The 26,756-nt window shown below is 35.0% G+C and carries 20 protein-coding genes and 2 pseudogenes; 7 read left to right on the top strand and 15 right to left on the bottom strand.

Translation table 11 applies throughout. The features are described from left to right. Nucleotides 1-67: 67 nt before the first annotated feature. Complete coding sequence (locus ACZLO7_RS06685; protein ID WP_464940623.1) at nucleotides 68-1,063, bottom strand: tetratricopeptide repeat protein; 996 nt, start codon at nucleotides 1,061-1,063, stop codon at nucleotides 68-70. A 225-nt stretch (nucleotides 1,064-1,288) separates the two neighbouring features. Continuing rightward, nucleotides 1,289-2,185 carry a LysR family transcriptional regulator gene (locus ACZLO7_RS06680; protein ID WP_464940622.1) on the bottom strand — a complete coding sequence of 299 codons (897 nt, stop codon included), beginning with the start codon at nucleotides 2,183-2,185 and terminating at the stop codon, nucleotides 1,289-1,291. A 132-nt stretch (nucleotides 2,186-2,317) separates the two neighbouring features. Here ACZLO7_RS06680 and hutG point away from each other — a divergent pair, with 132 nt between their 5' ends. Continuing rightward, on the top strand, nucleotides 2,318-3,286 hold the full coding sequence (hutG, locus tag ACZLO7_RS06675) for a formimidoylglutamase (protein ID WP_464940621.1): 969 nt from the start codon (nucleotides 2,318-2,320) through the stop codon (nucleotides 3,284-3,286). Continuing rightward, complete coding sequence (gene gltS / locus ACZLO7_RS06670; protein ID WP_464940620.1) at nucleotides 3,280-4,461, top strand: sodium/glutamate symporter; 1,182 nt, start codon at nucleotides 3,280-3,282, stop codon at nucleotides 4,459-4,461. The genes hutG and gltS overlap by 7 nt, the downstream gene beginning before the upstream one ends. A 250-nt stretch (nucleotides 4,462-4,711) precedes the next feature. On the opposite strand, the gene ACZLO7_RS06665 is transcribed toward gltS, so the two are convergent. The 3 genes from ACZLO7_RS06665 to dacB all read right to left on the bottom strand — a co-directional run bounded on the left by ACZLO7_RS06665 (nucleotide 4,712) and on the right by dacB (nucleotide 9,110). After that, complete coding sequence (locus ACZLO7_RS06665; RefSeq protein WP_464940619.1) at nucleotides 4,712-5,356, bottom strand: cupin domain-containing protein; 645 nt, start codon at nucleotides 5,354-5,356, stop codon at nucleotides 4,712-4,714. 136 nt (nucleotides 5,357-5,492) lie between these two features. Further along, the gene (locus ACZLO7_RS06660; protein ID WP_464940632.1) at nucleotides 5,493-7,508 is read right to left on the bottom strand and encodes a catalase; all 2,016 of its coding nucleotides are present in this window, start codon (nucleotides 7,506-7,508) and stop codon (nucleotides 5,493-5,495) included. Between the two features lie 138 nt (nucleotides 7,509-7,646). Continuing rightward, nucleotides 7,647-9,110, bottom strand: coding sequence for a D-alanyl-D-alanine carboxypeptidase/D-alanyl-D-alanine endopeptidase (dacB, locus tag ACZLO7_RS06655; RefSeq protein WP_464940618.1), 1,464 nt, complete (start codon nucleotides 9,108-9,110; stop codon nucleotides 7,647-7,649). A gap of 503 nt (nucleotides 9,111-9,613) precedes the next feature. Here dacB and ACZLO7_RS06650 point away from each other — a divergent pair. Next, nucleotides 9,614-9,870 (top strand): annotated as a pseudogene (locus ACZLO7_RS06650) (transposase); the annotation flags it as partial. 149 nt (nucleotides 9,871-10,019) lie between these two features. Here the strand turns inward: ACZLO7_RS06650 and ACZLO7_RS06645 are convergent. From ACZLO7_RS06645 to ACZLO7_RS06625, 5 genes are all read right to left on the bottom strand, one after another. Then, nucleotides 10,020-10,292, bottom strand: coding sequence for a hypothetical protein (locus tag ACZLO7_RS06645; RefSeq protein ID WP_464940617.1), 273 nt, complete (start codon nucleotides 10,290-10,292; stop codon nucleotides 10,020-10,022). A 121-nt stretch (nucleotides 10,293-10,413) separates the two neighbouring features. Beyond that, nucleotides 10,414-11,958, bottom strand: a complete 1,545-nt coding sequence (locus ACZLO7_RS06640) for a glycosyltransferase (protein ID WP_464940616.1) — start codon at nucleotides 11,956-11,958, stop codon at nucleotides 10,414-10,416. Between the two features lie 740 nt (nucleotides 11,959-12,698). Then, the gene (locus ACZLO7_RS06635) at nucleotides 12,699-13,388 is read right to left on the bottom strand and encodes an N-acetylmuramoyl-L-alanine amidase (RefSeq protein ID WP_464940615.1); all 690 of its coding nucleotides are present in this window, start codon (nucleotides 13,386-13,388) and stop codon (nucleotides 12,699-12,701) included. Between the two features lie 266 nt (nucleotides 13,389-13,654). Next, on the bottom strand, nucleotides 13,655-15,946 hold the full coding sequence (locus ACZLO7_RS06630; protein ID WP_464940614.1) for a bifunctional metallophosphatase/5'-nucleotidase: 2,292 nt from the start codon (nucleotides 15,944-15,946) through the stop codon (nucleotides 13,655-13,657). A 978-nt stretch (nucleotides 15,947-16,924) separates the two neighbouring features. Continuing rightward, on the bottom strand, nucleotides 16,925-17,539 hold the full coding sequence (locus ACZLO7_RS06625) for a hypothetical protein (RefSeq protein ID WP_464940613.1): 615 nt from the start codon (nucleotides 17,537-17,539) through the stop codon (nucleotides 16,925-16,927). A 280-nt stretch (nucleotides 17,540-17,819) separates the two neighbouring features. On the opposite strand from ACZLO7_RS06625, the gene ACZLO7_RS06620 reads away from it, so the two are divergent. From ACZLO7_RS06620 to ACZLO7_RS06605, 4 genes and pseudogenes are all read left to right on the top strand, one after another. Next, nucleotides 17,820-18,176, top strand: coding sequence for a helix-turn-helix domain-containing protein (locus tag ACZLO7_RS06620; RefSeq protein ID WP_464940612.1), 357 nt, complete (start codon nucleotides 17,820-17,822; stop codon nucleotides 18,174-18,176). A 12-nt stretch (nucleotides 18,177-18,188) separates the two neighbouring features. After that, nucleotides 18,189-18,653 carry an ImmA/IrrE family metallo-endopeptidase gene (locus tag ACZLO7_RS06615; RefSeq protein ID WP_464940611.1) on the top strand — a complete coding sequence of 155 codons (465 nt, stop codon included), beginning with the start codon at nucleotides 18,189-18,191 and terminating at the stop codon, nucleotides 18,651-18,653. Nucleotides 18,654-18,709: 56 nt separating this feature from the next. Beyond that, a pseudogene (locus ACZLO7_RS06610) lies at nucleotides 18,710-18,835 on the top strand (ester cyclase); the annotation flags it as partial. A 514-nt stretch (nucleotides 18,836-19,349) separates the two neighbouring features. Beyond that, the gene (locus tag ACZLO7_RS06605; protein WP_464940610.1) at nucleotides 19,350-19,562 is read left to right on the top strand and encodes a hypothetical protein; all 213 of its coding nucleotides are present in this window, start codon (nucleotides 19,350-19,352) and stop codon (nucleotides 19,560-19,562) included. Nucleotides 19,563-19,743: 181 nt separating this feature from the next. On the opposite strand, the gene ACZLO7_RS06600 is transcribed toward ACZLO7_RS06605, so the two are convergent. From ACZLO7_RS06600 to ACZLO7_RS06580, 5 genes are all read right to left on the bottom strand, one after another. Continuing rightward, nucleotides 19,744-20,061: a MazG nucleotide pyrophosphohydrolase domain-containing protein gene (locus tag ACZLO7_RS06600; RefSeq protein ID WP_464940609.1), complete on the bottom strand. Its 318-nt coding sequence runs from the start codon at nucleotides 20,059-20,061 to the stop codon at nucleotides 19,744-19,746. Nucleotides 20,062-20,271: 210 nt separating this feature from the next. Further along, on the bottom strand, nucleotides 20,272-21,306 hold the full coding sequence (locus ACZLO7_RS06595) for a DUF418 domain-containing protein (protein ID WP_464940608.1): 1,035 nt from the start codon (nucleotides 21,304-21,306) through the stop codon (nucleotides 20,272-20,274). A gap of 408 nt (nucleotides 21,307-21,714) precedes the next feature. Continuing rightward, the gene (gene pepF, locus ACZLO7_RS06590; protein ID WP_464940607.1) at nucleotides 21,715-23,511 is read right to left on the bottom strand and encodes an oligoendopeptidase F; all 1,797 of its coding nucleotides are present in this window, start codon (nucleotides 23,509-23,511) and stop codon (nucleotides 21,715-21,717) included. 216 nt (nucleotides 23,512-23,727) lie between these two features. Beyond that, the gene (locus tag ACZLO7_RS06585) at nucleotides 23,728-24,921 is read right to left on the bottom strand and encodes a NupC/NupG family nucleoside CNT transporter (protein WP_464940606.1); all 1,194 of its coding nucleotides are present in this window, start codon (nucleotides 24,919-24,921) and stop codon (nucleotides 23,728-23,730) included. 675 nt (nucleotides 24,922-25,596) lie between these two features. Then, nucleotides 25,597-26,535, bottom strand: coding sequence for a Gfo/Idh/MocA family protein (locus ACZLO7_RS06580; protein WP_464940605.1), 939 nt, complete (start codon nucleotides 26,533-26,535; stop codon nucleotides 25,597-25,599). Nucleotides 26,536-26,756 lie beyond the last annotated feature (221 nt).

The following is a 26,756-nucleotide window of genomic DNA, read 5'->3' as shown; positions in this document are numbered from 1 at the left end:
TTCATTCGTTTTTACGATTTTGACAACCATTTTAGTATATCATAGATAGCTATACTTTCAACTTATTTCATACATCAGGCAGTTCAGAAAGTTGCTCAAGCTTGTGGAAAAAGTCCATCAAGTCATAGTCGGTTTCTTTTACTTCTCCGAACATTGCATGTACAAAATCTATGTAGCCATCCGCTATTTCCCGTGCATCATAATCGAACCATTCGAATGGATAAGTTACGACAATATGTCGTTGTATTAAATATTGTACCATATCTAGTGCCGATGGTTCCTGCTGTAGGTCATCTTCAACAACTGCCATTACTGTTTTTGTTACTGGTAAAGTAGTTGGTTCTGCTAACTCAGCGGGATTAACCGTACACTGAACATTGAATTTAGTAACCGTTACAGTTGTATCTACCTGTTGATTTACTAATAATAGCAATGCCTCACTTTGAAGTAATGGATGAATCCGCTCATCTTCGATAATAGCTACTATTTCCTCTTTTATATGACGAATATTCACTTGCCGAATACTCTGTAACAATTGAAATTGTTTCATATAAGATAAAGAGAAAAAGCGCTCCGGTTGCAACTCTGTATTATCAATCTTCATATCGACAATAGGGTCATCTATCTGGATAAGATTTTCTGCTATGCGGGCGTTTAGTTCTTGTAAGCGAATAAACTTAGGAATTGAATCCTCAGGAATCACATTTTCTTCAAGTAACGATCTGATTAACTCTTCTACCTGATTGAACTCTTTCAATTCCATGCAGACAGTGAGATATAATTCCATCGCTTCTATGTATTTATGAGGACCTATTGCGAGCAATTCCTCACATGCCTCTTTCGCTTTTTCAAAATTTCGTATTTCATATAAGGAGAAAGCATATACACTAAGCGTACTTTCATCACCTTCAGTATACTGCAATGCTTCACTAAGAGCTTGCACAGCTAAGTCGTATTGATAATGCTCAGCAAAGTGATGCCCATCAGCTATTAGTTTGTTAATAGTTCCAGGAAACACAATGATATTATCTTGTTTTTGAATATTGTGTCGTTTTTTTCGCAAGTGAGCTCACTCTCCCATTCTATTTTATCATATGTTGTATATACAGAAAAACATTTTATACCTCTATATTATTCCTTATTAGACAATAGATTATTGAAATAAAAAGGATTTTACTTCCATTATTATATAGGTAGAAACTCTGCCTATCTCTTTCTAAAATAGGCGTCTTCCACCCATTATAACCGTCTTCTTTGCTATATAATCGATGACTCCTTGTTAAATATACTACAAGGGTTTATTTGTTGAAAAATGTTCCTCAACTGATTGCAAGAATTGTTGTATTGCTACTGGTAGATGGCGATTTTTCATATATGCTAGATAGACAGTTCTTTCAAGGAAGGGGTGATCGATCGGTCTTCGAATAACCGTCTTGTCAATTGGCTCCATAACATAATTTTCAGGGACAATTGTAACTCCTAAGTGATTTCTCACTAAGGAAACTGCTGTTTCAAAACGTTCTATCTCAAATAGAATATTCAACTTTAATTGCTCTTCTTTAAAAGCGTTAATAATATCTATTCGTGTTTGAAAACCTTCCGTGCTAATAATGAAGGACTCCTGCTCTAAATCAACTAAGCTTATAGTCGTTTTTTTTGACAGTGGATGCTCTTGCGGCAATACGGCTACTAATCGTTCTTTATAGAGTGGAATCGATTCTATATCCTCCTCATAAATCAATTGATTCGTAATGATTGCATGTGATTTATATGTTTGAAGAGTTTGTTTAACATGCTCTACACTTAATACATCAAAAAGCTTAAATACCATCGCAGGGTAGCTTTGTTTATAGTTATAAATCAACTTAGGTAGCCAAGTCTTAAGTGATTCAATAATACCTAATACAATTTCACCTTTTCCTCCAACAATTACTTCTTTCATTTCTTTATTCATAATATCCATTTGAGATAGCATGATTGTTGCTCTCGTATAGAGCAGTTCACCGGCATCCGTTAATGCAAATTTCCGAGTACTTCTTTCAAGCAAAGGTGCTCCAACTTCATATTCAAGCTTCTTCACCGCATTGCTTAAGGAAGGTTGCGAAATATGTAATTTTTCAGCTGCTTTTGAATAGCTTTTGTTATTCACAATTGTGATGAAATAATTTAATCGTTTTAAATCCATTCTAATTATCTCTCTCCACTTATAGTTTTTAACTATTATTTTATAATAATTATATATTAGAAATTATAATTTTTGAAATATATAATGAATTTACAATCAAGTTTCATTATTCTAAACGTTGAGGTGAAATATATGTATACAACGATTACAAAAGAACAATGGCAAGGACGTACAGACCATCCGACTAACAGAGTGAGTTTTAGATATCACCAAGTGGTCGAACCAATTAATATTCAAGAGATTGAGGTAAGTACAACGCCCACTTCAACTATTATTGGCTTTGAATGCGAAGAAGGCGTTAGAAGAAATCAAGGGCGTCTTGGCGCAGCTGCTGCTCCTAATGCTATAAGATCCTCATTATCAAGTTTGCCTTGGGTACTATCAACTGAACATCGGTTACAGGATGCTGGCAATATAGCTTGTAAAGCGACAAATCTTGAAGAAGCTCAAATAGAGTTAGGTAATGCTGTTACAAACATTGTGAAGTCTAAGTCTAAGTGTATCGTACTCGGAGGAGGTCATGAAACTCTATACGGTCATTACTTAGGCATTAGAGAAGCAATTGGAGCAAATAAAAAACTTGGCATTATCAATATAGATGCGCATTTCGATTTACGATCATATGAAGTTGAACCGTCTTCTGGCACGATGTTCCGACAAATTTTAGAACAAGATACGAATGCTAGCTATTTTGTACTTGGTATTCAACGGTATGGCAATACAATGGAATTATTCGAAAAAGCTGATGAACTTGGTGTTCACTACATCTATGAAGATGAGCTAATTACTGATACATCTCAATTTTATAATAACGAGATACAAGAATTTATCGATAATCATGACGCAGTGTTGCTGACACTATGTACCGATGTATTAAACGCTGCATTTGCTCCTGGTGTTAGTGCACCTTCTCCATTTGGTTTATCTCCCCAAATTGTGCGTTCTATTATTCAATTTGTTACAGGTCATGAAAAAACACTATCATTTGATATTTGCGAAGTAAATCCATCGCTAGACGAAGGGGGAAGAACTACTAAATTAGGTGCTTATTTCGTCAACGAAGCGATAGTTTCATTTAAAAAGGGGTATGGTAGATGTTAGAAATTAATCAAATTACAACCGTCTTTCTAGCGGTTGCGCTATTAACGCTAGGTAGTTTCTTCATAAAAAAAATAGGTATATTACAGCGTTTTTGTATACCTGCACCAGTTGTTGGAGGCTTAATATTCGCAGCACTTACAACTACATTACAAGCAACAGGTACTTTAGAAATTTCATTAGATACTTCTTTACAAAGTTTATTTATGATTACTTTTTTTACGACAGTTGGCTTAGGTGCAAGCTTTAGATTAGTAAAGCTTGGTGGGAAAATTTTAATCATTTATTGGCTAGCTTGTGGCTTTTTAGCGCTTATGCAAAATGTAATTGGTGTCTCACTCGCATCATTATTTGGCATCGACCCTTTAATAGGAATGATGGCAGGCGCTGTATCAATGGAAGGCGGGCATGGTTCTGCCGCCGCATTTGGACAAACATTAGAGGATCTAGGGATCTCCTCAGCTATGACTATTGGCGCTGCAGCTGCAACATGTGGTCTTGTAGCAGGTGGCCTTATCGGTGGTCCGATTGTAAAATATTTAATTACTAAACATGACTTAAAACCTGCAGAAGAAGAGGAAATTGCAAGCCATGAGGATGATGACTATCCGATTACCTCTGAGTCTTTCTTATTCCAAGTGTTTATCATTACATTCTGTATGGCTGTTGGTACATATTTAGGTACACTATTCTCTGAAGCTACAGGATTTGTTCTTCCTGGGTATGTTGGAGCTATGTTCACTGCTGTCATTGTACGAAATGTGTTGGACAAAATCAAACCACATTCTGTTCATATGAAGAGTGTAAACTTAATTGGTGATGTGACATTAGGCATCTTCCTTTCAATGGCATTAATGAGTATTAAACTTTGGGAAATTGCAGATTTAGCATTACCATTATTTGTTATTGTATTTGTTCAAGTATTATTTATCGTTGTATTTAGTATCTTTGTATTATTCCGTATACTTGGAAAAAACTACGACGCCGCTGTTATGGTTGCAGGATTTGCCGGACATGGACTAGGTGCGACACCAAATGCAATGGCCAATATGTCTGCCGTTGTAAACCGTTTTGGTCCATCTCGCAAAGCATTTTTAATTGTACCGATTGTTGGCGCATTCTTAATTGATGTCTTTGCAATTCCAATCATTATCACGACCATTAATCTATTCAAATAAAAACTGGACCGTTATCCACTTGGGTGACGGTCCTTTTGTCTTTTCCTACCGAATCCTATAGCTATCTTGTTATGCCCCAAAACTGCTCTTGTTGCTGTTGGAATTATCAAAAGATAACTATTCTAAAAAAGACATCTAGGCACCCCATTTTTCGCCCTTGTTAATTTCACTTTTTTTCGATATCGTCCTTTATTTATTGTATTTACGAAAGAATTCTTGATCTTATACATGAGCAACATGCAAAGGATGATCAATGTCCTCCCCCGTAATAATAAGGATTCTGTACCGCATTATAATATGGATGATAATTTATAATTGGGGTACTTGGTTGTTCTATGTTCGTATTTCTAGGTTGTTTTACACAATTGTCCGTTGGTCCAATAAGAATTGATTCGTTATTTAATGGTGCAAGTGTTTTTTTCAATTGATTGGGATCTAAACAATAAGCATACGCCAGCACTTCAGTTGGTGTTTTTGTTAGGAGATCTGACCCTAATATAGATTCTGGATAAGGGGCATCAAATATCGCCAGTAAATGTGTATTCTCTTTAGTAGCTATTTCCCAATGCCACCAACCCTGTGGAACATTCGCAACTTGACCAGGAGTTATAGGTATATGTGACACTTTATTAGTAAATGGATTAATCAAAGAAACGACAGCTGATCCTGAAATACAATTTACTAGCTCCGCAGCATTTTGGTGGTAATGCGGTTCTATTATACGATCTTTGCTTAAAAATATATCAAAGAGCGACACGTCACCAAGCGTGTTTAAATTATTTCTCCCTAAACTATTAATAAAATTTTCATTGTTACGTGTAAATAATCTGTTTTTATTAAGATCAAAAAAGAATTCTACATTTGGCTGTGTAAAATCCATGTAAGAAATAGACATTAAGCAAAAACCTCTTTTCCTTAAATAATTCGTTTCATCGTATTTTATGCGAATGGCAACAATGCGTGACAAATGCCTATACGAAAAAAGGAAACCCTTTAATTTAAGGATTCCCTGGATTCTTACACTATTAATTTCATACACGTTGCCAGAAACGTTGAATCGTCATCGCTTCTATAAATTCCTTTGCGAATGTTTGCGAATTTTCATCTACTAATACACCTGGCTTCCCTAAAATTCCTAGCGACTCTAAAATTGGTTCAGCCGCTTTTGAAGCACCAATTGGTTTAAAATGATTATACGTATCTATTAAAAATGACTTAGTTTTCCACAGGAAGTTTTCATTTGCATTTGGACTCACTCCTACATACAATCCATCATAAAGTAAAGGCGAACCCGTTAAAAAACTTTGATTTACTTTCAATTCACTTCCATCACTACCTTTCACTACACCTAATTCCTCGTGAACAATGACAGGTTGGAGTCCAACTTTTTTCCACTGCTCCAATAAATAATTTGTTTCCCTACCATTAAATCCACTCTCTAAAATAACACCCACTTTTAGAGTTTTTGGAGAAAGTTTAGTATTAAAAAGACTTAAGGCTGGTGACGACTTTTTCACCTGTGATTCTTGCACTTTTGGAACCTCTAATCCTAATGAATTAGCTACAACAGTAGCTAATTCTGTACTAATATGCCCTAGCATATTTACAACTTGTTGCCTTACAGAGACACTTTGTACTTTACCTAACTCAAAGCTAAATGCTTGCATAATATGGTCTTTTTCCACTGGAGTCATACTATTCCAAAACAAACGTGCTTGCGAGAAGTGATCTTCAAAACTTTCCGCTGTTTCTCTGACTTTTTTTCCATTTACCAAAGAAGGATAAGTGACAAATCCTCCTTTTGCTCCAGGTACTGTGTATGGTGTATTATCCGCTAATGAGTTTTTATGGTAAGCTATTCGATCTTTATCGATAATATAGCGTGAAGCACCATCTCGCTGGTTATTATGGAAAGGACAGATAGGACGATTAATCGGTAACTCTTGATGATTCGTTCCTACACGATAAAACTGTGTATCAGAATAAGAAAATAATCGACCTTGTAGTAATGGATCATCTGTAAAATCAATACCACGCACAATATTTCCAGGATGCAATGCCACCTGTTCCGTCTCAGCAAATACATTATCTACATTTCGATTCAAAGTAATTTTCCCAATCATTCTAACTGGTATATCTTCTTCTGGCCATAATTTAGTGGAGTCCAATATATCAAAGTCAAACTTAAATTCATCTGCTTCTTCCAACACTTGAATACCTAGTTCATACTCTGCATAATTACCATGTTCTATATTTTCCCATAGATCTCTTCTATGGTAATCTGCATCAGCCCCACCTAACTTTTGGGCCTCATCCCAAATGAGTGACCGTAAGCCAAGTACTGGCTTTATATGAAATTTCACAAAGCGAGATTTACCATGCTTATTAACGAAACGGAATGCATGAACACCAAAGCCTTGCATCATGCGGAAACTTCTTGGAATAGTTCTATCTGACATGATCCACATTGCCATATGGGCAGATTCCTGATTATTTGCTATGAAATCCCAGAATGTATCATGCGCAGTTTGCCCTTGAGGCATTTCATTATTCGGCTCAGGCTTAACTGCGTGGATTAGATCCGGGAACTTAATACTATCTTGTATAAAAAATACGGGAATGTTGTTTCCTACTAAATCAAAATTACCTTCTTCTGTATAAAATTTTGTTGCAAAGCCGCGAACATCTCGGTTCGTTTCATTTACCCCTTTAGAACCTGCTACTTGCGAAAAGCGAATAAATAATGGTGTTTTAACAGCAGTATCATTAAGGAATTTAGCCATCGTCAACTCTTCTAGTGACTCATACAATTCAAATTCACCATACGCTCCGTATCCACGGGCATGCACAACTCTTTCAGGAATTCTTTCTCGATCAAAATGTGCCATCTTTTCACGGAAAAGAAAATCTTCAAATAGGGTCGGACCTCGGTCCCCTGCCTTTAAAGAATCTTCATCGTTGGAGATTTTAGCTCCTTCATTCGACGTCATGATTTTCCCTTCATTTTGGCGTACAAATTGCTGTAGTTGCTGTTCCTTTTTATCCATCTTATCGTTATTATTTTTCAAAATACCACCTCATTCATACTCTATGCACGTGTTGATTTCATTAGTAGTAAAAACTGGATAAAATATAAATACACACAAAAGCACCTTTTAATGAGGAATAGAAGGTGCTAAGTCCAGTTATAATTCTTTTGCCATAGTGGATACTATTTTGTCGATAGTTGGAATGGTGTCTTCTTTATTCTGCACAAGTACACTAAAAATGTACCACTCCCCACTATCAGCTTGCACATATCCGCTTAATGTATTAACGCCATTTAGTGATCCTGTTTTCGCAATAACCTTACCTGCTGTTAAAGGCTCTTTAAAACGATTACGTAACGAACCCCCGACCATGCGTTCAGCATTTGCTGCTACGGGAAGACTATTATAAAATGTTTTGTACCAATTTTTTTCATTTTGAACTTTGTAAAGCAGATCCGTTAATGCCTTACTTGAGACACTATTCTTATGAGACATACCTGAACCATCTTCAAAATTCCATGAGCGCATATCAAGCTTTAATGATTTACCGTATGATTTTACAACTTTTAAACCAGCTTTTGTGCTGCCATTATGCTTTTTAACTCTCCCCATTGTTTTCACTAAAATATCAGCAATTCCATTATTACTGAGTTTCATATATGGAATCATAATTTCTTTTAACGGCATTGATCTTTTTTCAACCAATAAAGTAGTCTTTTTAGGCGTCTTCATTACTTTTAGTGTATGACTGCTTTTTAACTGGATTCCAGCTTCTTCTAAAACCAATTGGAACAATGATAGTGTGTGTATAGTCGGGTGTTTCACCGTAATCCACTCTCGACCAGTTTTACCTATTGGTAGGTTTCCGCTAATTGCAATCTGATTGGAATTATATAATCTCGTAATATCTAATGTATTCTTTTCATTTTCTTTTACTGTTTTTGCATTATTAATGACTTCCATTTCCCCAATATATGGTGTGACTTTGATCGTAGGTGCTGTATCAATTGACTCTGCCGATACATCTACAATAACAGTTCCTGTATCATAGTCAGTATTAGGTGAAGTTGTTAATGCTGTAATCGGCGCAGCATAATAGTACGGTTCATCATCCCATACAATGCCTGGCGTAAGTAATTCACTATCAAACCAAGTGTCATCACCGATAAGATCCCCTTCCACTGAATGCACACCTTTTGACTTCAACTTCTCTGCAAACTGTTCCAAATCTTCTTTCATTAATGTAGGGTCCCCTTCTCCCCTTATGTACAAATTTCCTTTTAAAAGACCATCAATAATCTTACCGTCAGTAAACAATTGTGTTTTAAATCGATAATTATTGCCTAATACATCTAAAGCGGCTGCTGAGGTTAGCAATTTCATATTAGATGCTGGTTTGATTTCTTGACCGCCTTGGTATGAATAGATCAAACGCCCAGAATTTTTTTGCCGAATGGAAATACTCACTGCTGCTCCGTCAAGCTGCTCTTTTACAACCGTTTCGATATCGTCTCTTAAATGATTTAGATCTTGGGTACCAGCATCAATTGTTTGGCCAAACAACAAAAAACTGACCATGAGCATGAATACTTTCAATAATAAGGAAAACCTGCACCGCATACTTATCCCCCTTTTCTAATTTGTTAAAGTTATGTAAATTAAACTTTGGTCCAGTAGTATATGCTATGTTTTCCCTCTCAATTCCCATTTACTATTATTGATACATGCCCTTTTCAGAAGTGATAAATAGTGTGATTGGTATTACGTCTCATTGAACCGCTTGAATACGTTGTTCAACACTTACTTTTGCCATAAAAAAACACTGTAATAGTTGAGATCACTGAAAAAGTCCATAAAATGAATTTTAGCCATGGTGGAAACGATTAATTCGTTTCTGCCATGGCTTTTTCTTCGATGCCGTTAATTTCCGTTCCGGCGGACGCTTTCCTGGGGACGAACCTTGAGCCTCCTCGTCGCTAACGCTCCTGCGGAGTCTCAAGATGTTCGCTAGTTCCCCAAGGAGTCGCCGCCTGCACTCCAATCAACTAGTTTATCTTTTTTTGAGTTTTTCATTCTCTACGATTCACACCTAACCATTTATAATGAAAGGACTAATTCAAGACCGTGCCAAAAGCAAAACGTATTCAGTTTCCATAAAATCAACCGAACATGAAGAGCAAGCAGCTTTTCAAGAAACGGAAAGATTCAAAGACTGGCGAAAAAGCGCTATAAAATTGAAGCGAAGAATAGTGAGTTGAAAAATTCGCATGGCTACAATACTGCAAAATCGGCGGGTTTATTTGGCTTGGGAGTCCAAGGAGCTACAACAATATTTGCGGTGAATTTGAAAAGTATCTTGAAGCTATTAAATGAAGAATAAGGGAAATACAAAAAAACAGCGGCACTTTCTGTTCAAAATCGAACAAAAAGTGCCGCTGTTACTATTGGAGAACATTACATTTTAAAAACATAAGTTTTTCAGTGCCCTCAAAAGATAGATTGGTATCTACTTTTACGGGGCAATTCATTTTAGGTGTGCTTCAACTTAATTACTTTTTGCATTTCAAAACGACAAGCGTCAATAATTGCGTCTTCTAATTTGATATTCCTTACCTCATACCATGGTATAGCTACATTTTTCCCACTAGTTGTACATTCCATCCTTACTAAAATGCTGTCTTTTTTATCTACAATATAAACATCCCAAATCCAAGTATCAACACTTTTGCCAGATGAGACATATGGTACATCATAATTCATCTCTAAAATTCGATGTTTTACCGTATAGAATTTCCCTTCCAACTCAACACCTCCCTCTACGTTAAAGTATTGAACAGATAAGAGGTGTATATACACAAATCAAAGTTACGACTAGAGGATTAGTTTAATTAATTTTTAATTCTAACAAATAATTAAATTGTCTTTAGTATTCTTGCCACTCAATCAAATTAGGATTTCCGTCTAATATTGAGGTATATTGCCTAATATCCCCATACTTAGCTCCGGGATCTAAAGTTTTATACCTTTCAAATTTTTGCAAACGCTCTTGCTCGTTCGCCCAACCTAGATGTTTTAAACGTAACTGACTAATACTGTTTGGTAAATTAAATATATTTTGCGGATAACGACCACAGTGCTGAAGTGTATCTTTCCAAGTGTAGTCAAAATCTTTGCGATATCTAAGTAAGAACGGTCGATAATATAGATGAGCCTGCCAATATTCATCTTCTCTATATTGGGTCAAATTCCAGAAGTCATATAACCGAAAACTATAAAGATCGAATTCATCCTGCTCCAGTAATTTATGCACTTCATCAGCGAACTTATCCTCAAAAATTTCATCAGCATCTAAGTTTAAAATCCAATCAGGATTCGTACTTATCGTCTCTTCCCACTGCTGTTTTCTAAGCTCTACTTCATTTCCAAATTTAGATTCTTTGTTTTGTACCATCCGAATAGGAATATCTTTTAATACTTCCAAACACACTGCTACACTATCATCAGTACTAGCATCGTCAATAATAACTGCTTCATCAATAAACTTCCGATGCGCTTCGAGTGCCTTTTTAAGATAACGACCACTTTCATTTTTCACTACCATAGAAAGAGTTAGTTTTGGCTTTCCCTTAGTAATGACCTGTACTTGGCTATTTGGTGTTTCCCAACTTTTTTTATATGCCTCTACTTGTTCCAAATCTGATGCGCGGTACAAATGTAATGGGGGGACATGCGTATCTACATGCATGGATAATCCTAGTGCACCAGCTCTAATACAGAAGTGACGGTCTTCTCCCCAGAACGAGAGATTTTTAATCTGTTTAAAATTCACACCTGCTAGAAGGGCTTTCCTACTGATTAATGTACAAGCCCCTAATCCACCAACCTCATAAACTCCAGGTATCCGTAACTTTGAGAGAAATTGCATATAACGCGCCGCTTTTTCTTGCTCAGTCAAATGCTCTCCTCTTTGTTGATCAAATTGCGTATACTCATTTGATACCCACACTTGTGGCTGTGCATGTGCCTCTGGTTGCCACTTCGTCCAGAAAATCTCCGAAATAATATCCTTATCCGCCTTGAGAAGCCAGTCAATTGTATCCGGATGAAGGATTAAGTCCGAATCAACTAAAAATAAATAATCATAATTTTCATCAATAGCCATGTCAATGATCTGATTTTTGTAATCCGCTACTTTCCAAATAAGCTGTTCATTCCAATAATGTGTATGGTCGTTACGAGCATACACATCAGATACTTCCACTTGTTCGATTCGTGTATTATTATTCTGCTCTTTAAATTCTAGCAGCATGTCGGTCGAGAGGGATTCTTCATTATTTTCAAGAAAAAAAATATCGAGATTAAATTGATCTTTTGGCAAATTAGATACCGATGACAAAAACTCTTTAAGAACCTCAGGACTTTGACGAACAGGACTTCCCAACAGAATATTAGGTTTACTTGCTATCAAATGACCATCCTCCTTCAATAGTACTTAACAATCCATTGTAGTATAGAAATTCTACCGGTCTATCAGTCGATGATTAAAATCCTGCTTTTTTTATACACTTAAATACATATGTTTAATTTGATTAACTCGCCATAACAGGTTAGTCCTTCTTTTTTTCAATTAAACACAGGCTAATTATGCTAAAGGGAGAGCATATTTTAGAAACAACCTTTTTTTAATCAGACTACAATTTATCTCTAAAATCCCTTTTTCAAAAAACTAATTACGGTTCATCTAAACCTTATATACAATATATGTCGAGTTATTGAATCGTACCAGGCTTTGTGACTTACTCAATTTGGGAGAGCAACATTTAAGGTTTTGGCTTATTCAAAAGTTTTTTCAGAAAAAATGTCCATATTTATTTCAATGCCTGAGAGAAGCAATAATTATTTTATATTGAGGAATTATTCTAAGTTAAAAAACAAAAATACTCACTGCGATTGCAGTGAGCATCATAAAATTCTTCATTATGTTCATAATTCATTTTTCACCTACACCACCGCCAATAACAACGATTTCATTTAGACATCCACTCAGTTATGGATTGGATACATAAATACAAGTAATTGTTTTATACGACCCTCATGATTATCTAGAAGATGATCAACCTCTTCAATTTTCTCCAATTTTTCCACTCACCTTTCCTGAGTAGGTAAAAAGCACATCCAATTGGATGTGCTTTTTATGACATTTTTTTGCTATTTCACTCTTAAAATTTGTCCTACATAAATTGTATAGTTGCTATCAAGACCATTCCACGATTTGATTTGATCGACTGTGCTGCCATATTGCACACTCAGTGAATAAACTGTATCACCTGAAATAACAGTATGATACGTTGCAGAGTCTTTTTTTGGAAGATTGAAGCAGTTTACTAAGCCGTTTACATGCCCACGCGCTACACTCGTAATCCACGTATCATTCTTCATCTTTGTAGCATCGCTTGCAGTATCGATAAAGCCGTTTTCAGTTAAAAGTGCAGGCATGTTCGACTCTCTTAAAACATGTAAATCGGATTGTTTTTTGCCACGGTCCGTTAACTGATTCACTTTCATAATTTCCGAGTGAATATTGGTTTGATATGTTGTAGAGGGTACCCCAACCCCTGGATACACATAACTTTCAAAACCAGTTCCCCCACCAGCATTGATGTGGACTGAGAGGAAGAAATCCGCACCCCATGCATTTGCTGCATTAGTACGTTCCGTGAGACTTGGAAACGAGTCACTTGTTCGAGACATTAAAATAGTTACATTATTATATTCCGCTGTGAGAATATCTCGAATCTTTGTCCCAATTTTTAGCGTAATGTCCTTTTCTTGAATTCCGTTTCCTAAAGCCCCCGAATCGCTCCCACCGTGTCCTGGATCAATAAAGATTTTTACCATACTAACATCCCCTTCGTTTGTTATTAGTAAGTACTTACAACTCAATAATATACGAACAAACGTTCTAAATCAAATACTTATTTCATATTATTGTAAAAATAGATAATAATACCTAATATTCTCATGAAGAACTGTTTAATAAAGAATAAGGGAAATACAAAAAAACACCGGTACTTTCTGTTCAAAATTGAACAAAAAGTGCCGGTGTGTATTATTTAAGAACATAACATTTAAAAACGTAAGTTTCTCGGCTGCTTTGCATTAAATCACTTCGAAATATCTACAATTCTACCTTCTGTTGTTGGTTTAATTTCTTTTAGTGATGTTAAATGCTCCGCTAGATTTTCCCAATCTGATAGGCCTAGATCTGTTACGCGGCCTTCTGCATATGCTTTGGCAAAGATATCGTAGCCGTCTCCACCTTTTGCTGTGAAGGCGTTAGTTGCTACTGTGTAGTTTTCGGCGTCTTGGATCGCAGTGTAATTGCCACTTGCATCTTTGTATTTAATCGAAACTACACGTTGGCCTGCTGGTTTGCTTGAGTCAAATTCTACTTTGGCACCAGATACGTGAAGGAAGCCACCGCTTTCTGCCGGGTACTCTTTAAAACTTGTTTCGAATCCTAGCTTTAAATCGGCACCTGTTAGTGTCATTGTTGCTAATGTATTACCAAATGGTAGTACTGTAATCACTTCGCCTACAGTGATTTCACCCGCGTTAATACCTGCTCGAATGCCACCGCCATTTTGAAGCGCCATAATAACATTTTTATTTTTAGACTTTGCTTTATTAAGCATACCGTCAGTTATAATGTTTCCAAGTGCTGTTTCATTACTGCGTACACTAATACTGCCCGCTTCTGAATTTGTTTTTCTCGGATTTGTCAGTTCTCCTTTTGCTTCTGCGCCAATAGGTTTACTATTTACTTCAACGAGTTTATCAGAATATGTTTTTAATATTGCCGCTGCTTCTGGATCAGCTGCTACAGGTTCTAAATCGATGAGCTTACCATTTGATTTGACTACTGTGCCTTTATCATCAAACTCTACATCTAACGTGCCTAAAAAATCGCTATATTGGTAGGCTTGAACAATTACAGTTGGATCTTTTTTCTGTTTCTTGATATCTTGATCTACAATAACAGGTTCAGCTAATTTTGTATGGCTATGTCCACCAACGATGACGTCAATGCCTTTTACCGTTGCTGCTAATGTTAAATCATTATCTACTTCCGCATTGTCATCAAAACCAATATGTGTGAGCGCAATAATTTTATCGACGCCTTGACCTTCAAAGGCTTTTACTGCTTTTTCGGCCTCTGCAATATAATTTTCGAAGACTATGCTACCAGGACTCGCAATATCTGCTGTTTCTTCAGTTGTTAATCCGAAAATCCCTACTTTTTCTCCATTAATTTCTTTAACAATACCATTATAAATCTTTCCTTTTTCAGGTTCACTTGAAATTAAATCTGTAAATAGACCTGTAAAACGCTTATCCGCTGAGAAATTCACGTTTGCGCTAATGAATGGGAAGTTTGCTCCTTTAATGAAGTCTGCTAAAGCTTGATGCCCTTCTGGACTTGAACCTAAATCGAACTCATGATTACCAAAAGTCATGGCATCATAACCCATTAAATTCATCAACTTCAGGTCTGCTTGTCCTTTAAATTCATTGAAATACAACGTTCCACTGAATACATCACCTGCATCAAGTAGTAATGCATTTGGGTTTTCGGCTCTAATATTTTTGATTGCAGCTGCTCTTTTTGCCGCTTTGTCTAAATGAGCATGCGTGTCATTTGTATGCATGATTGATAATGAGTAGTTCTTTTCTACGCCATTAACTACTGTAATTTCTTTGCCATCAGGTGTTTTGATTTTGCCGTTCGCAATCGTAGAATCTTTATACCAGATGTCTTTGTATTTAATGACACCTGTATTCGGCTTGTCACCGTTATATAATTTTTCTTTATATAGAGCTAAGCCTACATTTAACTTACCTTTGACAAAGTAACGTCCAGTTTTTTCTGAGACCCCTGTTAATGGCTTGCCCTGCACATAATAAGTGCGTTTGGCTCCGTCACCATACCAACCTGTACTTAATTTACCTTTTTTAAAATATCGGCCCGTACCGGCAGCTATTCCTGTTAGCGGTTTGCCCTTCACATAATAGGTGCGAGCTTCGCCTTTACCATACCAGCCTGTCGCCACTTTGCCCTCTTTATAGTAAGTGTTGTTTTTCAATCCTGTATAAGCTCGTCCTTTTGAGTAATACACTCCTTTGTATTTAGCAGTACCCTTTTTGCCACCTTTATAATAAATGCCACCTTTTAATCCTGTATATAGCTTGCCGTCTTTGTAAAGTTTACTGTTATATTGCTTATAACCTTTTACAGATTTACCCGTTTTTTTAACTACTAATTTACTATTAGAAACTTGATATTTTGAAGAGGCAGCATCCGCTGATTCCGTCGTTGCAAGAGAACCTATTAAAACGGTTGCTCCTAATATTAATGATGCAGCTGGTTTTACAAATTTATAATTATGTTTCGCCATTTAAACATCCTCCTAAATTATCCTTCTATTGGTTTTGTACAATCCAAAATCGATGACTCTACCTTTATCATTATATAACTCTTTGAATATAATTACATAATATTCTTAATTTTTTATGAAACTGACATTTTACTACCAAATACGATATAGTTGTATAGTGCCTATATTTAAAAGATACGAAAAAAAGAGTAGCATTGCTACTCTTTTCAGACTATAGATAAACCCGAAGAAATTCGAGTTTATCTCGGTCTTTTTTCTTTTTAAAAAATCGAAAAGACCGTTGATTTCCGCTACGGTGGACGCTTTCCGCGGGCGGACGCCAAGTCGCTTCGTCGCTATGCTCCTGCAGGGTCTTGGACTGTCTCGCTTTTCCCGCAGGAGTCGCCACCTTCGCTCCAATCAACTACACATGTAATATACAAATCTTTTGAGGTGATAGAAAATAATAATAAAATCCTGACAGAGATCAAATTGAAATGATTGCTTTGGATTCAATAGTTTCTCAAGAACATCTTTTGGGAAAAATGAAGATGCGGTGGAAACTTTAAAAGGTCTAAAGAGTGTCCTTACAGAGATGCTTACTGGCTGTGAATTTAAAGAAACTCGGCAATTGTACTTGGCAAAGTTCAAAAATAGAGGACAAGTTAACACTCAAAGAGTATTTTATCTATAACAGAGGGCCTCCAATACTTAAAATATATAAAAATAACAAAAGACATTCAGGATGTGAACACTCTGAATGCCTTTTGTCGACATACTGAAAAGAGGAGCACTGCTACTCTTTTTTATTTTTATAGAAGAATCTTTTTATGCAAACTTAATCTAATCAAAAATGACACGAATAGCACCTTTGATCATATCAAAATCATTACAAATTTTTTCAAATGCACTTCTTGTTAATTAGCATGATTAAATTCGATTTCAACAAGACAAGCTTATTTTACTCTTTACACTTGACGACTAAGAGACTATTTAAAGTTATTTTTCTTGCAGACAAAATAATTCAACACCATATATCAGAGCGGTTAATTTCATATACTGATCATCATAATTTTCGAATGTATAATCTGAAAAAATTGAAAGAAAAGCATCTTCTGTGATCTGTATACTCGCACTATCAAGTCCAAAGTAATAATTGATTACCTGCGGCTGATAGGTCTCTTTATACATATAAAGCTGTTGTATTCTGTTTACAATTTCACTCAGCCTTTCTTTAGTTAAGGTATCTTGTTGATTGTTAACAGTTTTTGAAGGAATATAAGGTGCCTTTTCATACACACCGCATATTTCATATACATCTGGAATCGGGTCTCTCTCCCAACCAAGGACATCTCTTTCAATTCCTTCTTCATCAAAATACACTCCCCCATCTTCATACCCACCTGACTTGAACACTTTATACAATTTCCCGTTTATTGTATTTACTTTAAACTCATCTGAACGGTGTAGGTTATGGAAACGAATGTAGTCGCCAACTTTAGCTTTACGAAATACTTTGCATAATAGTTTACCTTTAAGATGGATTACTTCATCCTCTTCTTGCGCATCATTTTCTATAAAATCCATCTTTTCTAAGCGATTAAATTGCTTCATGCTACTACCTCCCAAATGTAATTTGTTAAAAATGTGTATGATAATTTGCCAAGTACGAATAGAGTAGCTACATCTATTATTCCTGTAAGGAACTGATTGTATTCTTCTATCAATTCACTATTTCTATGTAGTTGTATATTATCCGATTTTTCTCGGAATGTAAAACGATTATTTTCGAATTATCTATATTATTTCCGATTATTCCCGGAATTTTAATTGCACATAAAAGTGTAATCGATTATGATTAATTTAACTATTTTAGGTAATTGGAGGAAATAATATGTTAGACAGAGATTTACCTCTTAAAAAGGAGATTGCCAAAAATATTAAAGATCTCCTTAAAAAGAACGGTTTAAATCAAATCAAGCTTAGTGAGCTATCTGGTATTTCAAAAAGTACGCTTTCTGATTATTTAAATTGCAAAACGCTCATTAATATTAGCAATGTAGAGAAGATGGCCGCTGCCTTAAACGTAGAAAAGTCAAGAATTGACCCATCATTTGCAACTCATAAAGAATTATCATTAAAAGAAAAAACGATAGAGACCATTGCAGCACATATAGATGATGATGTAACTGAGGAAGAAATGGAGGTTATCAAAAACTACATAGATTTTATTAAATCACAACGTAAATAGTGAGGTGAATTAATGTTATACGAATCACTTATGTCGCAATATAGACATTTAACATTCAAAGAATCCTTGTTAATGCCGACAGGGCTATCCGGACTCTATATAGATAAACAAATCATAATAAATAACCGACTAAGCCTTTACGAAAAACATTGTGTTTTAGCAGAAGAGATTGGACATTATGAAACAACTTATGGAGACATTACGAATTTAGAAAGTGTCAGCAATCAAAAATTAGAACTTACAGCTAGAAGATGGGGTTATGAAAAGATAGTTTCCTTGGATAAATTAATTGAATGCTATGTAGCTGATCACAGAACCGAAGAAGACATTTGCACTTATCTAGAAATAACCCCACAATACTTATATAGCGCTATAGATAGATATCGACAGCGCTTTGGCTTATCTACAGTATATAATGGCTATCTTTTATTTTTTGATCCTTTGAATATTGAAAAGGATTTTTTCAGCAACGAATAGAACATACGTTTATTTTTACGACAATTAAATTTGACGTGTATTTATAAGGGATCAGGATCCCAGTAATTCAAATGGCAAGTGCAGTGTGTAGAATAGAAGATGAAAAAATTTAAGAGTATTGGATTCAGATTGATAGGTCTGGAATCCAAAGGCAATTAGAGTGCAATAAAAATATTACGTAGTTTTCATCTCATTTACAATTAGTTTTACATTATTTAAATACATTGATGTTAGACCGTTCAATTTGAACGGTCTTTTTATTTATCTTCCGAAATTTCAAAAGAATTTGGCTAAAAGTAAGCAAAAGTGGGTATTCATAGAAGGTTCATTTGTCTTATTTTCCATTTCATCAAATTGTTATGGAACAACAGATATAAAAAAAGAGTTGCAATAGGAACAACAACTACGCAGGCAAAATATATTAATGTGAAAACAACTTCGTTAGCGCATCCAATCATCAAACAGAGTTACTTCTTACGTAAAAGGTACTCTTCAAAAAAACACATACGATATTGTCTAAACAAAGCATAGATGGACAGGATTTAGCTAAGCAGGGCTGTTATTATTCGATTAAAGGGTGAGAGGTATGGATTGTGTTGAGTCATTAAAGTAAGCAATTGAGTGTATGGAAAAACATTGGTCAACTAAAATCTTATTATCGCTTAGTAATCCAAGTTAGTCAGAAAGGAGTAACACATGAAAAATAAAATTGTTAAAAATGAAGAAAACATTAATGGTATCCTTGATTTCGAGGATGAAGTTAATGTAAGTGAAATAGATGGTTTATTATTCGAATCGAACAATGGAGAAAAAAAAGTTCATGGTGAATGTGTAAACAGTAGAGTTATACAACCTGAAGTTAAAATGAATTATTGGAAAGCCAGAGTATATTTTAGAAACTGCTATTAGTGGTCAAAAATAGCCTAGCATCATTGCATAACTAGTCAAAGCTTGAGCAATAAAACAAAGCCACTTCATTATGAGTGGCTTTGTTTTTTACTGTGAGAACCAATAAAGTGCTAATACAAATCAACATAGTTCAATTGTAGACACTATAAACTGTACGGTGCATTTACAGTCCCTATTAGCCTTATCCTTTGTAACGTTTATGTAGTTTTTCTTGATGAGCATTAAAAACTTCTTCGAGGGGTATATCATATTTATTTGCGATAACAATAATATTCCCTAAGACATCGCCAAGCTCTTCCACTAATTCTTGTTTTTTTTCCTCGTAGGAACTTATTACTTCATCCGGGCGATCTCGTCCAATTTCAATTGCTCTAATTGCACGTGCTACTTCACCTGTTTCTTCCGCTAAGAAGCCTATTCTTGTAAAAATATTGAGATCAGACCAACCTCGTTCTTTATAGTAATCCTTCACCCATTGCTGAAATACATTTAACTCCATTCATTTAAACCCCGTTTCATTTAAAAAACTTAATATACTAATCTAGTATAATAGAAAATAGTGGGAAGTGAAAAAGAGCGATGACCACTAAAGTCTATCACTCTTTAACACTTACTATATTTCAACCCATTTCTAGCCTTACCTTCTTTATTCTTTTAACCTGTATATAATAGTATATAATGAATTGCTTCCTAGATTGGACTTGTTATTTTATCTCTTCTTTCCGTATGTCATATAGCGCCATACTTTCTCCAATGGTCCCATAGGAAAGAACTTGAACCAGATATTACTGAAAATAATTTGGATAACATAAATCATGATTGCGATATAAACAGCATCCTTTGGCGAAACGACTTCGAGGCCAATTAGTGAAATGATTATCGTCCCTATAATGCTTTGTGCAATATAATTTGTAAATGCCATTTGTCCCACACGTGCAATTGGTTTCAATACTTTTTCGATACGTTTATTTTCTAACATTAAAAATAAAGTTGATAAGTAAAACAGTGTTGTTGGAATTACTCCTAATTCAACAAATAATTTCATATTATTATAACCGCTTTGCTCAGCATACCAAATGCATATAGAGGAAATAATGAACAATACGAAAGTTATCATTTGAATTAGTCTAATCTGTTTTGACAATTCTTTTATCTGTACTAGCCATCCTGATTTAGCGGTTAAAAACCCAGCTAAAAACATGATAAAGATTAGTATAAAATCATTAGAAAAGAAATCTAGTATAGGTGAGACTATTTTAATAGTTGGAAAGAAAACCTTCACTATCAAAGAAAATACGTAAATAGTTACAATACCAACAAACCACTTTTTCACTGTAGCAACCTTCGTGGCATAAAATGGAATTAATATTAACCCTACGATTGAGTATATCGGTAATATTGTGCCCCAAAAGATAAAAAAGTGGACAATTCCAAGAAGTAAGAGGGCTAGTAAACGTCGTACCATTCGCAATGTAGGTTTATCTCCACGACTTTCCGCTCTTGAAGCGAAAATATATAGACCAACTCCAAATAGAAAAGAAAAAATAGAAAAGAATTTTTTTTCAACTAGGATTGTTATCAATGTACTAATAATTCCATTAACGCCACTGTAGTCTGGCAAGGCGCCACCTTCTGTAATAACTATAAACGCTCCAACATTAATAAGTAGTATGCCAAAAAGAGCAAGTCCACGTATAATGTCCAATGAAATAATTCTTTCTTTTTGTGTAATGGATGGATTCATGTATATCTCCTTTAAAATTCTTTATTTTGTATAATAACCAGTATAGCTTGCTAATCTTACGTCATATTAATGCTAACCTTACAGGAACCTTAAAACATTATCCGTACTCAACTTAAGATCACCTCAGAACTTATCCTATTTCCAAAAAACTCCATTGACTTAAAAATCATTATAAAAAGCCCAATCCTCCATGTGTATATGGAAGACAGAGCTAGTAAAATTGAATTCATTTAAAAATAAAAAAGAACAGCTACTTGTTAATGTAACTGTTCTCTAGTTAGATACATCTATTATTATTGGTTTTCTGAATTTCCTTTCACCCGGAGCTAGAGTCCATTCTTTAATAAATGCACTTTAGAACTCGTAGTTTAAAGCTTTCGATTTAATCAATAACAATTTTATTTCCTATTATTGTTGAGATAATTTACCGAATTCTTCTACAAGCTCACTGAATATCTTCAATGCATTTTCAATTGGTTCTGGTTTCGTGAGATCCACGCCAGTTTTCTTCAATAATTCAAGTGGATACTCGGAACTACCGCTTTTTAAGAAGTTTAAGTAGTTTTCAAGTGTACCTTCTTCTCCAGATAGAATTCGATCAGCAATATCGATTGCAGATGCATAACCTGTCGCGTATTTATATACGTAGAAAGGACGATAGAAATGAGGAATGCGTGACCAGCCATACTTCACTTCTTTATCTAAAACAAGATCTACACCATTATATTCGCGGAAAATCTTTTCAAAAACGTTATTAAAGGTTTCTGCGTTTAATGGTTCATCATTTTCAGCTTTTTCATGTGTGATTTTTTCGAACTCACCAAACATAACTTGCGTGAAAAACGTGCGTTTAAAACTATCTATGAAGTGATTCAGAAGATACTTTTTCTTATTTTCATCGGTTGTAGTCTTTAATAGATAACGAATTAGGAGAATTTCATTAACAGTTGAAGCCACTTCGGCAACGAAAATTGAATATCCCGCACTGATTTGCGGTTGGTATTTTGAGCTATAATAGGAATGCATCGCATGGCCTGATTCATGAGCTAGCGTAAACAAACTGTCTAAATCATCATGATGATTTAGTAGAACGAACGGATGAACACCATACAACCCCATATTATAAGCCCCCGAGCGTTTTCCAGGTGTTTCTCTTACATCGTAATAACGATTTTTCTTAAAATCTGCAAGTGTTGACACATATTCATCCCCGAGTGGTTTAAGCGCTTCAAGCATGATAGAAAATGCATCCTCGTAGGAAATTTCTTCTTTCGCCTCGTGAACGAGTGGCACGTTTAAATCATAAGCACGTAACTCTTCAACACCTAAAATCTTCTTACGTAATTTTATATAGTCATACATCGGTTGGATATTCGCTTTCGTAGCTGCGATTAAATTCTCATAAACCGTTGTCGGTACTTCATCAGAGAACAGTGATTTCTCAAGAGCTGATGGATAGTTTCTAGTCTTTGCAAGTGTCACATTGTTTTTAATAGCAGATGACAGTGTACTAGCAATCGTATTTTGTAATTGCAAATATGGCTGATAATACGCTTTATAGGCTTCTTTTCGTTTATCGCGATTCAAATCTTCCGTTAATTTGCTGTACATCCCCCGAGTAAGCTCCACTTTTTCTCCTTCATCGTTTGTAACCATACCAAACTTGATATCGGCATTATTGATCATACCAAATGTTTTTTGCGGAGAAGAAAGTGCTTCTCCGAGTTTGGATAGAATCGCTTCTTGATCCTTATTTAGTACATGTACCTTATATCTGTATGAATCCAGTAAATCATCCTCGAAGTAGCGAAGCCCCTGAATCTCTTCTATGTATGATTTCAATCTATCTTCCTCAAGGCTTAATAAAAACGGCATGAAAAACGAAGTGGCACTGCTTATTTTTTGCCCTAATTGACTCGAACGATCTACTAAAGCCTGTGATGCTGGTACCCTTGTGTCAAGGTCTGACTGAAGCATAGCGTATACATAGAGCTTCTTATACTTGTAGCCAAGTTCCTCACTTAGAGTTAAATAATCGTAAAGTGACTGAGCACTATTAATTTCCCCATCGTATTGCTTTAATTTTTCAGTCTCCTTTAAAACTGATTGATAATCCCGCTCCCATGTCTCCATACTCGGATAAATATGTTGGAGATTCCATGTTTCTTCAACCTTAACATCTGCTCTTGAATGATATTGTGTCATTGTTAGTCCCCTTTTCATAAGTATTATCTCCATTATATAGAAAAAACGCCAAACAGTATAACTGGAAAACACTTTCCCTTCAATGCTTGATGAATATAACTTTTAGAGAAATAATAGTAAAAAAATAAAAAGGCCAACCAGAAATTTCTGGCTGGACTTTTGAATTGTTCACACCTATCATCAAATACAAATTGTAACAGTATTTAACAAAGCTAATTAAATAAATAGACCAACTATTGTAGCAGATAAGATAGATGCAAGCGTTGATCCGAAGAGTAATTTCAGACCAAATGATGCAACTTCTGATCCTCGTTTATCATTTAGGGCTTTAACTGCACCTGTAATAATCCCAATTGAACTAAAGTTTGCAAAACTTACTAAGAATACAGATACCATTGCTTCTGTTTTATCTGATAAGTTCGCTTCAATATCTTGGAAACTAAGAATCGCTACGAATTCATTCGTTACAAGTTTAGTCGCCATAATACCACCTGCTGTAACAGCCTCAGACCAAGGAATACCCATGATGAAAGCAATTGGAGCAAACACATAACCAAGGATATCTTGGAATGAAATGTGGAATACTAGATCAAATAGATTGTTAATCATTGCCATTAATGCAATAAATCCAATCAACATAGCACCTACAATAACCGCTACTTTAAATCCATCCATAATTGCTTCACTGATCATTTGGAAGAAAGATTCTTTTTCTTTGTGTTCAGCTTCATCACTGATTACCGTATAATCTTCCTCTGGTTTTAACTCATAAGGATTCAATAAGTTCGCAACAATCAATGCTGAGAAAATATTGATGATAATCCCTACTACAACATATTTAGGTTCTAACATAGTCATGTATGCGCCGATTACGGAAACGCTTACAGCACTCATCGCAGAAGTACACAACGTATACAAACGTCGTTTAGAAATTTTGTTTAACTGTTCTTTCGTAGTTAAAAATACCTCTGATTGTCCAAACAATGCAGATGATACAGCTATATAGTTTTCTAACTTACCCATACCGTTTAGTTTACTCATAGCAATCCCTACATATTTAATAAAGATTGGAAGTACCTTAATGAAATTTAATATTCCAATAAGGACAGAGATGAAAACGATTGGTAATAGTACGTTTAAGAAAAATACAGCTCCTGGCTGATTTTCCATACCACCAAATACAAAGTTTACACCTTCTACACCGTATCCCATTAAAGTATCAAATAATTTTGATACAGCGCCAATAATGCTCAAACCAATTGTTGTGTTAAGTATAAAGAAACTTAGCGCTAACTGCGCTATTATCATCATTGCAATCGGACGTACTCGTATATCTTTTCGGTTATAACTAAATATATAACCCATCAAAAATATAAAAAGTAAACCTGTAACTAAAAAAACAAAGTTCATATTTATCCTCCTACATATTTAAAATTTTTTTAGTTAAAGTAAGAACTAATTCTAAATGAACTAACTCAATTTAAGTCATTTATCTCAAATTTTTCTCTACAGATATTATCAAAATAAACTTGATATGTAAAGTATCTCCCACTGCATTATAACATTATACTCAAAAAACGAATATTCATTAGTTATTAATTTATTTTTTTGAATATTCACTTTATACATACCTAATAATGTAATATTTAGTTGAAATTAAACTAATTCATCAATAATTATACCAAAACAATAAATTATTTAAATATAATAATTTATTGTTTTCATTAGACATTGGTTGCAAAAAAATACGCGGTAAACAATACCACACTTTATACTTTTTCATAATCTTGGTGTATATAAAACAAAATATTTATATCTTTAAAACTTGTTAATAAAGCCTCTAACAAAAAAGCATCACATTAAATAGGGACTGACCCTATTTAATGTGATGCGAATGTTCAAGTGACGTTTTTGGCGAATATTAACTGTGAAATATTTAAGTTCAACAACTCTACAATCACTTCACGTGAATTTTTTAACATAAGTCCTGATACTACTTTATTGGCATCAAATAGTAATCTCCTAAGAAGTTTAAGAACTGGACTAATTTTTCCGCATTGTTTGTTTAGTATACCAACTATGGTTTTATTTTAATAACTGGTCAATCCAATTTTGCACCTTTAAACCTTCTGCAAATGAAACTGTCTGTGCCTCTCCGCCATTTAACAAGCTATGACAAGCATCTAGTAGTGTAATAGGCTCTATAGCTGGTATCATTTGGACAGCCTCTTCATTTATCCTGCTTACCCATAGCTCCGACCAATTTCGAAGTGTAATTACTTTTTTCGTACCGAAAATCTTGAAATCTATACGTTCTTGCTGTCCGATTCCTGATAAGCCATTCAGCACAATAGGGATACCACTTTCTGTTTTAGCTAAAGCTGATATTCCTGTTTCACATAATTCTAAATCTTGTGGATAGGTAGTCTCGTGAGAAAGAATCGTTAAATCGCCAAATAAGTGATTCATCACTTGAAGATAATGTGGGAAAATTTCTCTTATAAAACCACCTTGCTCTCTCGAAGCAATCCACGGATTTTGCTGCCATTTTCGTGGCCACTCTGGAAAATACGTATGTAGTTCAATTCGAACAATTTCACCAAGTGAAGCTGTCATAATTTCTTGTTTTAAACTATGTACTGACGGACTGTACATTAGCGGAAAATGCATCGCTGTATGCACATTTGCATTAGCTGCTGCTGTTACCATCTTCATTCCGTCTTCCATATCATGAGCAAGTGGCTTTTCGGAAAGAATATTCAAACCAAGCTCAGCTATTTTTTCAGCTAAAGATGCATGACTGACAGGAGGAGTCCCGATATAAACCCAAGTTGGTTTTGTTGCCAAAAGCTCGTCTAAGTTTTGGGCAACTGGAAGATGATACTTTGTTGCAATTTCCTGTAACCTTATTTTGTTCTCATCGAATACAGACACAATTTCACAATTAGAATTAGCCAAAATCTGATTAATGATTCGCTCTCCAACAACGCCTGTTCCTATTAATGCGAAGGTTGTTTTTGTCATAAAAGTATTCCTCCCTATATGTACTTAGTATCATTTTAAAAAACTAAATTTTCCAACAAAACCTATCGTAGCATAGCCGAAGTAGAATAGAAATATCACATATCCATAATTAACAACAAATTCTCTGTATTAGAAATATTAAATCCAAAACATCCATAACTAAAGAAAGAGTGACAGCTTATAATACAGCTTGCCACTCTTTAAATCCCTCTATATTCCAA

Source organism: Viridibacillus sp. d25.2 (assembly GCF_055456015.2).
Note: the sequence above shows the minus strand (reverse complement) of the source record. Positions and strands in the feature narration are given on the sequence as shown.

Excerpts from the sequence above, each read along its gene's own strand:
- ACZLO7_RS06680 (WP_464940622.1), bottom strand. The coding sequence starts at position 2,185 with ATGGATTTAAAACGATTAAATTATTTCATCACAATTGTGAATAACAAA.
- hutG (WP_464940621.1), top strand. The coding sequence starts at position 2,318 with ATGTATACAACGATTACAAAAGAACAATGGCAAGGACGTACAGACCAT.
- gltS (WP_464940620.1), top strand. The coding sequence starts at position 3,280 with ATGTTAGAAATTAATCAAATTACAACCGTCTTTCTAGCGGTTGCGCTA.
- ACZLO7_RS06665 (WP_464940619.1), bottom strand. The coding sequence starts at position 5,356 with ATGTCTATTTCTTACATGGATTTTACACAGCCAAATGTAGAATTCTTT.
- ACZLO7_RS06660 (WP_464940632.1), bottom strand. The coding sequence starts at position 7,508 with ATGGATAAAAAGGAACAGCAACTACAGCAATTTGTACGCCAAAATGAA.
- dacB (WP_464940618.1), bottom strand. The coding sequence starts at position 9,110 with ATGCGGTGCAGGTTTTCCTTATTATTGAAAGTATTCATGCTCATGGTC.
- ACZLO7_RS06635 (WP_464940615.1), bottom strand. The coding sequence starts at position 13,388 with ATGGTAAAAATCTTTATTGATCCAGGACACGGTGGGAGCGATTCGGGG.
- ACZLO7_RS06630 (WP_464940614.1), bottom strand. The coding sequence starts at position 15,946 with ATGGCGAAACATAATTATAAATTTGTAAAACCAGCTGCATCATTAATA.
- ACZLO7_RS06625 (WP_464940613.1), bottom strand. The coding sequence starts at position 17,539 with ATGAAGCAATTTAATCGCTTAGAAAAGATGGATTTTATAGAAAATGAT.
- ACZLO7_RS06620 (WP_464940612.1), top strand. The coding sequence starts at position 17,820 with ATGTTAGACAGAGATTTACCTCTTAAAAAGGAGATTGCCAAAAATATT.
- ACZLO7_RS06615 (WP_464940611.1), top strand. The coding sequence starts at position 18,189 with ATGTTATACGAATCACTTATGTCGCAATATAGACATTTAACATTCAAA.
- ACZLO7_RS06605 (WP_464940610.1), top strand. The coding sequence starts at position 19,350 with ATGAAAAATAAAATTGTTAAAAATGAAGAAAACATTAATGGTATCCTT.
- ACZLO7_RS06600 (WP_464940609.1), bottom strand. The coding sequence starts at position 20,061 with ATGGAGTTAAATGTATTTCAGCAATGGGTGAAGGATTACTATAAAGAA.
- ACZLO7_RS06595 (WP_464940608.1), bottom strand. The coding sequence starts at position 21,306 with ATGAATCCATCCATTACACAAAAAGAAAGAATTATTTCATTGGACATT.
- pepF (WP_464940607.1), bottom strand. The coding sequence starts at position 23,511 with ATGACACAATATCATTCAAGAGCAGATGTTAAGGTTGAAGAAACATGG.
- ACZLO7_RS06585 (WP_464940606.1), bottom strand. The coding sequence starts at position 24,921 with ATGAACTTTGTTTTTTTAGTTACAGGTTTACTTTTTATATTTTTGATG.
- ACZLO7_RS06580 (WP_464940605.1), bottom strand. The coding sequence starts at position 26,535 with ATGACAAAAACAACCTTCGCATTAATAGGAACAGGCGTTGTTGGAGAG.